Origin of the sequence: Campylobacter estrildidarum, assembly GCF_005406205.1 — a bacterium.
GTDB lineage: Bacteria > Campylobacterota > Campylobacteria > Campylobacterales > Campylobacteraceae > Campylobacter_D > Campylobacter_D estrildidarum.
The window spans coordinates 1-12027 of record NZ_NXLZ01000020.1 but is presented as its reverse complement, the minus strand read 5'-3'; the positions used below and the strand labels follow the sequence as shown (position 1 = coordinate 12027).

Annotated in this window: 13 protein-coding genes; 10 read left to right on the top strand and 3 right to left on the bottom strand. The window is 28.3% G+C overall.

Annotation, left to right across the window (positions count from 1 at the left end):
• Positions 1-241 precede the first annotated feature (241 nt).
• Both rimO and tilS read left to right on the top strand, forming a co-directional pair.
• Complete coding sequence (rimO, locus tag CQA69_RS08285; protein ID WP_137621313.1) at positions 242-1561, top strand: 30S ribosomal protein S12 methylthiotransferase RimO; 1320 nt, start codon at positions 242-244, stop codon at positions 1559-1561.
• Positions 1551-2516 carry a tRNA lysidine(34) synthetase TilS gene (gene tilS / locus CQA69_RS08280; protein WP_137621312.1) on the top strand — a complete coding sequence of 322 codons (966 nt, stop codon included), beginning with the start codon at positions 1551-1553 and terminating at the stop codon, positions 2514-2516. The genes rimO and tilS overlap by 11 nt, the downstream gene beginning before the upstream one ends.
• Here the strand turns inward: tilS and CQA69_RS08275 are convergent.
• From CQA69_RS08275 to ciaI, 3 genes are read right to left on the bottom strand one after another with little or no spacing between them, the layout of a single operon-like run.
• Positions 2499-3206 carry an EI24 domain-containing protein gene (locus CQA69_RS08275; protein ID WP_137621311.1) on the bottom strand — a complete coding sequence of 236 codons (708 nt, stop codon included), beginning with the start codon at positions 3204-3206 and terminating at the stop codon, positions 2499-2501. The genes tilS and CQA69_RS08275 overlap by 18 nt on opposite strands.
• Positions 3194-3898 carry a dUTPase gene (gene dut, locus CQA69_RS08270; protein ID WP_137621310.1) on the bottom strand — a complete coding sequence of 235 codons (705 nt, stop codon included), beginning with the start codon at positions 3896-3898 and terminating at the stop codon, positions 3194-3196. The genes CQA69_RS08275 and dut overlap by 13 nt, the downstream gene beginning before the upstream one ends.
• 47 nt (positions 3899-3945) lie before the next feature.
• Entirely contained in the window at positions 3946-4506 is a 561-nt protein-coding gene (ciaI, locus tag CQA69_RS08265) for an intracellular survival protein CiaI (RefSeq protein ID WP_137621309.1), read from the bottom strand.
• Between the two features lie 73 nt (positions 4507-4579).
• On the opposite strand from ciaI, the gene CQA69_RS08260 reads away from it, so the two are divergent.
• The 8 genes from CQA69_RS08260 to CQA69_RS08225 all read left to right on the top strand — a co-directional run.
• Positions 4580-4987, top strand: a complete 408-nt coding sequence (locus tag CQA69_RS08260; protein ID WP_137621314.1) for a hypothetical protein — start codon at positions 4580-4582, stop codon at positions 4985-4987.
• Positions 4988-5084: 97 nt separating this feature from the next.
• A complete protein-coding gene (kpsM, locus tag CQA69_RS08255) occupies positions 5085-5867 on the top strand; it encodes a capsule polysaccharide transporter KpsM (protein ID WP_137621308.1) in 783 nt (260 codons plus the stop codon).
• Entirely contained in the window at positions 5864-6526 is a 663-nt protein-coding gene (locus tag CQA69_RS08250; protein ID WP_137621307.1) for an ABC transporter ATP-binding protein, read from the top strand. Before kpsM ends, CQA69_RS08250 begins: the two co-directional genes overlap by 4 nt.
• A complete protein-coding gene (locus CQA69_RS08245; protein WP_137621306.1) occupies positions 6526-7644 on the top strand; it encodes a capsule biosynthesis protein in 1119 nt (372 codons plus the stop codon). The genes CQA69_RS08250 and CQA69_RS08245 overlap by 1 nt, the downstream gene beginning before the upstream one ends.
• Positions 7644-9302: a polysaccharide biosynthesis/export family protein gene (locus tag CQA69_RS08240; protein ID WP_137621305.1), complete on the top strand. Its 1659-nt coding sequence runs from the start codon at positions 7644-7646 to the stop codon at positions 9300-9302. Before CQA69_RS08245 ends, CQA69_RS08240 begins: the two co-directional genes overlap by 1 nt.
• An 11-nt stretch (positions 9303-9313) precedes the next feature.
• Positions 9314-10261, top strand: coding sequence for a KpsF/GutQ family sugar-phosphate isomerase (locus tag CQA69_RS08235; RefSeq protein ID WP_137621304.1), 948 nt, complete (start codon positions 9314-9316; stop codon positions 10259-10261).
• Between the two features lie 3 nt (positions 10262-10264).
• Positions 10265-11917 (top strand): galactosyltransferase-related protein, encoded by a 1653-nt coding sequence (locus CQA69_RS08230; protein WP_137621303.1) that lies wholly within the window; start codon positions 10265-10267, stop codon positions 11915-11917.
• Between the two features lie 8 nt (positions 11918-11925).
• On the top strand, positions 11926-12027 hold a 102-nt coding region (locus CQA69_RS08225), incomplete at its 3' end, for a glycosyltransferase family A protein (RefSeq protein WP_137621302.1).

Genomic DNA, 12027 nt, shown 5'->3' with positions numbered 1-12027 from the left:
TAATTCATATAGATTTTGTAAAGCAGCGGTTCCACCTAATGATAAATTTTTTACATTCATTCCCTTATTTTTTAAACCTTGCGTAATTCCATTTTTAAAACTAAAGGCGCTTCCATCAAGCAAAACTACATTTTTCTTATCCATAAAAAATTTCCTAATTATTATTTTGCTATAATTTTAAAGAGCTTATTTTATCAAAAAAAAAAAAAAACAAAATTAAAAATTTAAAAAAGTGAGAAAAATGTCAAAACTTTATCTAATGTCTTTAGGTTGTAATAAAAATTTAGTTGATAGTGAGATTATGCTAGGGCGTCTTAGTGCTTATGAATTATGTAATGATCCAAGTAAAGCTGATGTTTTGATTGTCAATACCTGTGGTTTTATAGAAAGTGCTAAAAAAGAGAGCATTAATGCGATTTTAAATTTGCATGAACAAAGAAAAAAAGATTCTCTTTTGGTGGTTACGGGTTGTTTGATGCAGCGTTATCAAGAAGAATTGATGAAAGAATTGCCCGAAGTCGATCTTTTTACCGGTGTGGCCGATTATGAAAGAATTGATGAGATGATACTTAAAAAAACAAATTTGTTTTCTTCTTCAACGTATTTGCAAAACGAAAACACAAAAAGAGTGATTACAGGCTCTAATTTTCACGCTTTTATAAAAATCGCAGAAGGGTGTAATCAAAAATGTTCATTTTGTGCTATACCAAGCTTTAAAGGCAAGTTAAAATCAAGAGAAATTTCAACTATTGTTTCTGAAGTTAAGGATTTGGTTCAAAAAGGCTATAAAGATTTTTCATTTATTGCTCAAGATACGAGTTCTTATTTGTTCGATAAAGGACAAAAAGATGGGCTTATTTGCTTGATAGAAGAGATCGAAAAGATAGAAGGTATAAGAGCTGCTAGAATTTTATATCTTTATCCAACGAGTGCGAGTGAAGCTTTGATTAAACGCATTATAGCTTCTAAAATTTTTGTGAATTATTTTGATATGCCTTTGCAACATATTAGCGATTCTATGCTTAAAATCATGAAGCGTGGAGCGGGGCAAAAAAAACTTAAAGAAATGCTCACTTTAATGAAGAATGCACCCGATAGTTTTTTACGCACAGGTTTTATTGTAGGGCACCCTGGTGAGAGCGATAAGGATTTTGAAGAGCTTTGTGATTTTGTTCAAAATTTTGGTTTTGATAGAGTGAGTGTTTTTGCCTATTCCAAAGAAGAAGATACGGCAGCTTTTGATATGGAACAAGTTCCTTTTAAAGTGATCAATGCTCGTCTTAAAAAAATTGAAAAAATCATTGATAACGTTTTAGAGAAAAGTTTTGAAAAAGAAGTGGATAAAAAACGTTTGGTGGTTTGTATCGGAGAAAGTAGCGAAGGAGCTTTTTTCATCGCAGGAAAAGACTTAAGATGGGATAGGGAAATCGATGGAGAAATTCTTATCAATGAAAGTGAATGCGGTGATTTGGAAATGGGACAAATTTATGAGTGCAAGATCACTCAAAGCTTGGATAAAAAATTAATTGCTAAGGCTTTAAGAAAAATCGATGCAAATTAAGCATGAAATTTTAGAATTGCTAAAAAAGGGTAAAAATTTACTCGCTTTTTCTTATGGGAGTGATTCAAGTGCGCTTTTTTATTTTTTAATGCAAAATAATATTTCATTTGATCTAGCCTTGATTAATTACAAAACTAGAAAAAATAGTGATAAAGAAGAAAATGAGGCTAAAAAACTTGCTTTAAAATTTCAAAAAAAAATTTTTATAAAAACCGCTCCTAAATTCAAAGGCAATTTTGAAAAAGAAGCTAGAGATTTTCGTTATGATTTTTTTAATCAAATTTGTCTTGAAAATTCTTATAATCATCTTATATTAGCTCATCATCTTAATGATCAATTTGAATGGTTTTTGATGCAGCTTTCTCGTGGGGCAGGTTTAGCAGAAATTTTAGGGATGAATGAAATTGAAAAATATCAAAGTTATCATATCATAAGACCTTTGCTTTTTACAAGCAAAGATGAAATTTTAAATTTTTTAAAAGAGAATGAATTTTTTTATTTTAACGATGAAAGCAATGATGATGTAAAATACTTTAGAAATTATATAAGAAAAGAATTTTCTAATTCTTTTGTTAAAGAATTTTCTCAAGGCTTAAAAAGAAGTTTTGACTATCTAAGAAAAGATCAACAAAAAATTTATGATTTTGAAAAAATACAAAATTTTAAAGGGATTTTAATTTGTCCTAAAGAAGAAAGCATGATCGCAAAAGCATTGAAAATTCAAGGAGTAGTTCCAAGTGCAAAACAAAGAGTGCAAATGCTAAAAAGTGATTGTGTTATTAGCGGAAAAATCGCTATAGCTTATAGAGATGATAAAGCTTTTGTTTTTAACTATGAGCTTTGTGAAAAATTGCCAAAAAAATTTAAAGAAGAGTGTAGAAAAGCTAAGATTCCAAGATTACTAAGAGCTTATCTTTATAATCACAATATAGAAATTTCAAGCTTTAAGTTTTAAAATTTTTTGATAACTTAGATGTGTTAAAAATATAACAAAAAATACTTGCAAAAAAAGTCCTAAGAGTGGAACAGAAGAAAGTAGATAAAAACAAAGGGTGCTGAATTTAAATTCAAAAGGAGAAAATTTGGCATTAAAACTTTTAAAATTTTGTTGATCTAAAACCGAACTTGTTATATCTAAGATCAATAATTTATGAAAAAGATAGTAAAAAACAAAATAATAAACAAAAAGATTGACAAAAGGCAAAAATAAAGCCAAGGTGCAAAGTATAAAAAATAAGCTAAATTTTATAAATATTTTAAAAATTTCAAAAAATACTCTAAAGGTTGAAATTTCATCTGTTTTTTCATAGTGATAATATTTTTGATTGATTTCTTTAACGATAAAAGGAGTCAGAAAAGAAGTGATAAAAAGTGCTAAGAAAACTGAAGCAAAAACGACAATAAAACCTGAAAATAAAAAGCTTATAATCGTGATTAAAATTTGAACAAAATGAAAAGCATATAGCCAAGCCCAAAAGGAATCTTCGCTAACGCTAAATAAAGAATGAAAATAATCGAGCAAAAAAGAAAAACCAAAGATAACTAAAATTCCTATAAATATTATACTACATATAAGCGGGATAAAAGAAAATTTCAAAAATTTAAACGAGAAAAAATCTTGTAAAGAAAGTTTTAAGATTTGCATAAGGAAACTTTTTTATATTCTTCTTCTAGGCAATGATAAATTTTTTCATAATCAAGCTCTGTTTTTAAAATTTCATTTAAAATTTCATTATCTTCTTTGCCGTTCCAATTTTTTACATAAGTTCCATCTTTGTATCCGTGATCTTGTCTAAAAATATTAAGAACATTTTTACCTATATAAATTTTATAAAGACTATCCAAATTTAATCCGCATTTGATTGCTAAAGTAAAATAAACCGATAATAATTCATCTAATTCTAGTCTAAATCCACTACACTTATGGATAATAAATTCTATATCGTTTAAAATATTGTAGATTTCATTTTTGTTATCACTTGGTCTGTTTTCTTCATTGCAAAAATCCTTAAATTCACTAATTGAAGCAATTTCAGTAACAAAAAGATTGAAATCTTGACCTTTTTTTTTATTTTCAAGTAAAAGGCTGAGAATAAAATGCCAAATATCAACAATTTCTATACGAACATTTTCCCAATTTGTAGGATTTGAAATATTTTTCCAATGCTTCCAAGTAAAAGAATCGATTAATTCGGCACATTCCATATAAATGCAACGTCTCCAGCTAATGAGTTTTCCTTCTTTGGTATAACCTTCTTCCCAGCCAAGACCATTAGTTTCGTCATTAAGCTTTTGCTGGAGTTTTAGCATATCTTCTAAAATTTTTACACTTCTCACAAAACTTACCTTAATTTTTTAGAATAATTATAAAATAAAAATTCAAATTAAGCGTAAAGATTTAATCCATCTTTTTCTTTTTGTTTGTTTTCATTATTTTGTTCTTGTTGTTTTTCAAGTTGTTTTTTCATTTGCTCTAAAATTTCATCTAAAAGTTTTTTACTATCTTCTAGCATAGAAGTATTTGTGTCTTTGTTGTTTGTTTGATTTTGTTTTAATAAGCTATCAAGTTTATTGGTTAAATTGCTTGCAATAGCGTTTTTATGATTTTCATCTTTTGGAGTTGGTAAAACATCAGCAATTTGCATAGCGGTTTGGATAATTTCTTTTGGTTTTAATTCTCCAACCTTTGAGTTAGCTAAGAAATTTTGTAACATAGGCTCAACGTCTTTCATAGCATTGTTGATTTCATCTAAATCATTTTGAGTTAGTTTAGAACCTTCAAAAGTAAAACTAAATCCATATTGGCGTTTTAAACTTAAATGTTTTCCATCTTCGTCATTATAACCTACGCTTTGATTATCATACATTGAAAGGCTTAAATGTTTGCCACTTTTTGTTGTGTAATCCATAGAAAAACTCTGATTTTTACTTGCATCAATTTGCATAAACAACTCCTTATTAAATTCTTTAATATTATATCGGCTGATTTTAAATTTTATTGAGTATAATTTGCAAATTATGGATGAAAAAATTTTGGATTTTATAAAAAAAGAGCAACTTTTATCATGGGCAATGATCGATGATACCGGTGTTTATACCGCAAGTGCCTTTTATGTTTTTGATGAAAAAAATCTTGCTTTTATTATAGCTTCATATGAAAATACTAAACATATTAAGCTTGCTTTAACTCATCCTAATGTAGCTGTTAACATAGCCAAAGAAAACAAAATTGCTTTTTTAAAAGGAATTCAAGCAAAGGCAGAATTTAAATGCGCAAATGAAGAGCAAGAAAAGATGTATTTTTCTAAATTTTCTTTTGCAAGGTTTGACAGGAGTGCTAAAATATATGCTCTTGATTTAATTTGGGCCAAATTAACAGATAATACTTTAGGTCTTTCTAAAAAGTTGGAATTCTTTAGAAAATGATTTGATTTTTTGATTTAAAATATTATTTACAAAAACGAGTTAAAATTATAGTTTACAATAATTAATAATATTTTATTTAGGAAATATGGTAATTTTAATGTTAAATGTTATTTATGCTCTTTTTTTTAGAGAGTTAAAAACCAGATTCGGTGCTAATAGACATTTAGGTTATCTTTGGGTTGTAGGTGAGCCCATGTCTATTATTTTAGTAGTTACTATTATAGGAACATTAATTAGAGAATATCATCATCAAGTAATGCCCGAAGGAATTTCTATTTTTATGTTTTTACTTTCTGGCATTATGCCTTATTTTATGTTTAGAAGCATAGTAACTCAACTTATGAATGGCATAGGAGCAAATTTAGCTTTATTTGCTTATAAGCCTGTTAAACCGATACATGTTTTTATTGCTAGAGCTTTGCTTGAATTTTGTATTTATTTTGTTATTTTTGTTGTGGTTTTATTTTTTGCTGGTTGGTTTTTTCGCTTAGAAATCTTACCAAAGAATTTTTTAGACGTTTCTTTTTGTGTATTTTTGCTTTTTTGTTCAGGTTTTTCTTTGGGGATTTGTTTTGCTATTATTTGGCATTTTTTTGAACCTCTAAGAACTTTATTAGCTTATTTTAGTATTATTTTTTATTGGATATCGGGTATTATTTTTCCAACTTGGCTTATACCTAGAGCTCTATTGGATATGCTTTATTATAATCCTTTACTTCATATTATGGAGCTTTTAAGATATAATTTTTTTGATAATTATCCAATAAGTGGAGAATACACTTACACTTATCCTATTTTTTGCATCAGTGTCACACTTTTTATAGGTTTGTTTTTTTACTATCACAATAGACAAGCTTTAACGGCGGTAAGAAGAGAATGATAAAACTTTTAAACCTTACGAAATCTTATCCTTTATTTAGCGGTGGAAGGCATTACGTTTTTAGAGATTTTAATTTCGAATTTCCTGAAAATTGCAGTATAGGCTTAATGGGTAAGAATGGTGCAGGAAAGTCAACTCTTATGAAGCTTTTAAGCGGCTCTGAACTTCCAGATAGTGGCAAAATAATTACCAATAAAAAATTATCGTGGCCTTTAGGTTTAAATGGGGCTTTTCAAGGTTCTTTAACTGCAAGAGATAATGCCAAATTTGTAGCAAGGGTATATGGTTATAGGGGAAAAAAGTTGCGTGAAAAAGTGCAATTTGTAGAAGATTTTGCAGAACTTGGAAAATTTTTTGATGAACCAATGAAAACTTATTCTTCTGGTATGAGTGCTAGGGTTGCTTTTGGACTTAGCATGGCATTTGATTTTGATTATTATTTAATTGATGAAGCAGGTGCTGTAGGTGATCCTTCTTTTAGAGAAAAAAGTGTGAAGCTTTATCGAGAAAGATTAAGTCAATCAAAAGTGATTATGGTTTCTCATAATATAACCGAAATTAAAGAATGGTGTGATAAAATTATTTTTATGGAAAATGGCAAAATAACTGTCTACGATGATGTCGATGAAGGTATAGCTGTATATCAAGGAAAAGCTTAATGGAAGAAAATAAAACATTATTAGGGAAAATAAAAGATTTAAGCATATTTGATTCTTTTAAAATCGTTTGGTTTTTAATGATTTTTGTAATAATTTATTATACATTAATTGCAGCACCTCGTTATGTAACCACTATGGTTTTGGATGTAAGAGCAACAAATGGAGCAAGCGATCAAACAAATGGAATTTTATCTTTGCTTTCTGCTACATCTGCTGCTGGAGATGATATAAAGTATCTTAAAGGTTATATTTACTCTTCTGATATGCTCAATTTATTAGATCAAAAAATTCATATTAAAGAGTTATATAGCGATCAGTATTTAGATTTATTTTATAAGCTATGGCAATCAAGCTCAAATGAAACCTTCTTAAAATATTATCAGCATCGTATTAAAATTTATACAGACGATAAAACAGGTCTTTTAAATGTTGAAGTAGAAGGGTTTACTCCAGAATCTTCTTATTTGATTGCTAAAACTATTATGGAGGAAAGTGAGAAATTTGTCAATGAAATTTCACATAAAGCAGCAAGAGAACAAATGACTTTTGCAGAGAGTGAGGTTTTGAAATTTAAAGAAAAATTTCAAAAAGCTCAAAACGATTTAATTGCTTTTCAAAATAAATATGGAGTTTTTGATCCCTTGAAACAAGCTGAAAACAAGGCTAAATTGATTTCTGAAATTGAGGCCAATTTGGCACAAAAAGAAGCTAAGCTTTTGAGTTTGCAAAGCTATATGAATGACACAGCTCCAGAGATTGTAACTTTAAAAGCTGAAATTATTGCATTAAAAAAACAATTATTTAAAGAAAAATCTAAAATTTCAGCCAACAATCCTTCTCAAAAGTTAAATAATCTTGCAGCTAAATTTCAAGACTTAACCATAGAAGCAAATTTTACACAGAAAGCTTATGAAGCGGCTTTAAAAGCCTATGAAAGCGCTAGAATAGAAGCATTGAGAAAGATTAAACAACTTGTTGTGATACAAAATCCTAGTAAGCCACAAATTGCAAAATACCCAGAGAGAATTTATGATATTTTAACTGCTTTTATGGTTTTATCTTTATTGTATGGAATTATTAAATTTGCTAAAATGATCATAGAGGAGCATAAATATTAATGAAAAAAATAATTTTATTTTTAGTTTTATCTGTTTTTTCTTTTGCAGCGGTCGATATTTCGCAAATTACTGCTGCAGAAAATCAAAATGATACATCGTCTTTGGATCAAAATTTTAGTACAGACAAACAAAATATTCTTCAAAATAGCACAAAGGATAATACAGATATTCAAGTGCCTGTTTTTGGATATCAATTATTTAATGGGAATTTTAAAAATTATACGCAAAGAGTTTATAATCCAGATTATAAGATTGCAGTAGGAGATCAAATCAGTCTTAAAATTTGGGGAGCTGTAGAATTTGAAAGAATTTTAGTAGTAGATTCTCAAGGCAATATTTTTATCCCAAAAGTTGGAGCTGTAAATTTATTGGGTGTAAAAAATAGTGCTCTTGTAAGTGTGATTAAAGCATATATTGGTAAAGTTTATAAAAGTAATGTTTTTGTGTATGCAGATATGAATGCTTATCAAAATGTTAGTATTTTTGTTACAGGAAGTGTCAATGCTCCAGGGCTTTATCAAGGATTAAGCTCAGATTCTGTGATTCAGTATCTTGATAAAGCAGGTGGAATTAATTTAGAATATGGAAGTTTTCGAGATATAAAAATTTTAAGAAATAATCATGTGATCAAAAATATTGATTTATATGATTTTTTACTTAAAGGACAAATGGATCTCTTTCCTTTTAGAAGCGGTGATGTTATTTTAGTTGGCAATGTGCAAAATTATGCCTTTGTAAATGGAGATGTTCAAAGACCTTTTCGTTTTGAACTTTCAAATGATATAAAAACTTTAAGTGATTTAGCACGTGTAGCTGGAGCAAAATCTATAGTAACGAATGCAGTCGTAAAAAGCTATGAGCAAGATCATAAACTTAGCGTTAATGCATATAATAAAATGCAATTTTCTAAAGTTTTATTACGAACAGGCGATGAAGTACAATTTAATCCAGAATATGTTTCTAAAAATATCACCATAACAGTCAATGGTGAACATAGCGGACTTAAGACTTTAGTCGTTAAAAAAGGAACTACTTTAGAAGATGCTTCAAGACTTATTATGTTTAATGGACAATCTGATACTAATGCTTTGCAAGTGTTTAGAAAATCAGTTGCTAAAACTCAAAAAGAACTTATCAACGCACAACTTAAAGAACTTGAAACCTTGGCATTGACTAGTTCTTCTGTAACTTCTCAAGGAGCTGCTATTAGGGCTGAACAAGCAAAATTAATTCTTGAATTTATACAAAGAGCCAAGCAAGTTGAGCCTAAGGGACAAATTGTTATTAACAATCCAAAATCATATAAGTCAGTAATTTTAGAAGATGGAGATGTGGTCAATGTTCCAAGCAAAAACAATCTCGTGATTGTTCAAGGTGAAGTATCTTTGCCAGGTGCTTTTGTATATAATAAAGGAGAGAATTTAAAATATTATATCGATCTTGCTGGAGGTTATGGAGAAAGAGCAGATACTTCTAAAATCTTAGTTATACGCAATAATGGTAAAGCAGAAAAATACAACGGAGGTGTTAGCATGCATCCTGGTGATTCTATTTTGGTTTTACCTAAGGTGGAAAGTGAGAATTTACAAATTTTCAGTATGTTAACTCAAATTCTTTATCAAGTTGCTGTTGCGACAAATGTTGTTTTAAATCTTTAAAGGTTGTTTTTATGGAAGCAATTGAAATTGCAAAAGAAGTTTTTAAAATAGAAGCTAAGTCTATATCTGACTTAGCTTCTCATTTAGATGAGAATTTTAATAAGGCAGTGGATTTTATTTTTCATACTCAAGGAAGATGTATAGTTAGTGGTATGGGAAAATCAGGCCATATAGGCGCTAAAATCGCAGCAACTTTAGCCAGTACCGGAACTCCTAGTTTTTTCATCCATCCAGGTGAGGCTTTGCATGGTGATCTTGGCATGATGACTCCAACAGATATTTTGATTGCTATTTCAAATTCAGGTGAAACTGAAGAGCTTTTAAAAATTATCCCTGTGATCAAAAGAAGAAAGATAACCCTTATAGCAATGACAGGAAATTTAAATTCTACTTTAGCAAAACAAGCGGATGTTTGCTTGGATATTTCAGTTAGAAAAGAAGCTTGTCCGCTTAAACTTGCTCCTATGTCCTCTACGACTGCAACTTTAGTTATGGGAGATGCTTTGGCTGCAGCTTTGATGAAAATAAGAAATTTTAAACCCGATGATTTTGCACTTTTTCATCCAGGAGGAAGTTTAGGACGTAAGCTTTTAACAAAAGTAAAAGATCTTATGGTTTCAAATAATCTTCCTATGGTGCAGCCAGATACTGAATTCAATGATCTTGTTGATGTGATGACTAGTGGAAAATTAGGACTTTGTATAGTTGTAGAAAATGAAAAATTGGTTGGAATTATTACTGATGGGGATTTGCGTCGTGCTTTAAAAGCAAATGATAAGCCAAGATTTGATTTTAAGGCAAAAGAGATTATGAGCAATAATCCAAAAGTTATCGATGCAGACGCTATGGCAAGTGAGGCCGAAGAATTGATGTTAAAACACAAGATTAAAGAAATTGTTGTTGAAAAAGATGGCAAAGTAGTGGGAGTTATCCAGCTTTATGCTATAGGAAACGTGTGATTCATGTCTCCAACTTTATCTATTATCATTCCTTTTGGTTTAAGCGAGGAAAGAAGCTATATAAAAGATAGAGTTATACAAAAAGCTACTCTTGTGAAAAGTGATGAAAAAATAGAATATATTTTTGTTGAGGGTTATTCTTCTTTAAAAAATAATTTAAAACAAATTATAGAAGAAAATGGTCATATCTATTTAAAGGACGAGAGTCAAAAAGATTTTTTTTCTCAGGGAAAATGTAGAAATTTGGGTGCTTGTTTTGCTAATGCTCAAGTGATTATGTTTTTAGATGTTGATTGCTATGTTAGCTCATTTTCTCTAGAAAAGATTTTAAATCTTATTAAGATTAAAAATATTGCACAATGTATTAATGAAATTTTGGTTTTACCTGTAGTGTATCTAACTAAGGAAGGAAGTGATAAGATTTATAAAGAGGAAGAAAAATTATGGGATGATATTATTAAGTATGATTTAATCAGCGGAAAAAATTCATTAGTAAAATTTTTTGCTCCTAGTTCTACTTCAACTATCGTTATAAATAAACATCAATTTTTAAAATTAGGTGGAAATAATGAAAAATTTATAGGACACGGTTATGAAGACTTTGATTTTTTTATTAGGGTTTTAAAATCTTGCGTAAAATTTGAAAAAATGCCTTTTAATTTAAATTATGATTCTAGAAATTGGAATTTTAAAAATTTTAAAGGCTTTCGCTCTTGGTTTTCTTTATTAGGCTATGAAGCTTGTTTTTATGGAATTTATATGTATCATTTTTGGCATACAGAGCCAAACCAAAATGGATATATGAGTAAAAAACATGAAAATCATAAATTATTTTATAAACACTTGAAAAATTTCAAAGATTATTCCATAAAGCCTTTACAAGTTGCTAGTGCAAAAAATATTAAAATTTTAGTTATTGGAAAAGAGATAAATGATTTTCAAGATTTAAGTGTCTATTTAGGCGAATTTACTTATAAAACCCTTGATGAATTGATTGATAAAAGTAAAGAGGAAATTAGAGATTATTTGCAACAAAAGAAATTTGACAAAATTTTTTTGGATATAAAATTGCAAATTAGTGATAACATAAAAGATATTTTAAGTAGTTTTGAGATTTTATATTTTAATACAGGGCTTTTTTCAAATTCTTGGTTGTTTTATAAAAATATGGATAATTTTTATGAAAGAAAGTATTGGGATATTAATTTAACAAAATTACAAATTGATGAAACGAAGGTTTATTTTTACTCTTTGGATTCCAAAGAAAGACAAAAGATTACTGATTTTATAAAAGAATTAAAAATTAACAAAGAAATAGATTTGTATAAATTTATTTATTATTTAAGAAATGAAATTTATAGTTTTTGTAAATCTAATGGAGATTTTTATCAAGTGATTTTTGACAAAAAAAAATTATTAACAATAAAAGATTGTGATAAAGTTTTTTATTCTTTAAAATCTTTTGTTTATAAACCTTATTTGTATGAGTTGAAAACTATAAGAATTTTTTCCATAATTTTGAAGTTTTTAGGTTTGAATTTTATTCAAAGTATAATTTCTCAAACTAAATTTTATCGCTTAGCAAGGAAATTATTTTTTAATCCTAAAGATTTTTTTAAAGACTCTAGAAAAATTAATTTTAAAAAATTACAATAAGGAAGCAAATGAAAACAGTCGGCGTAGTCATACCAATATATAATGTACAAGATTATTTAAAAGAATGTTTAGACAGCGTTATTAATCAAACTTATAAAAATTTACAAATT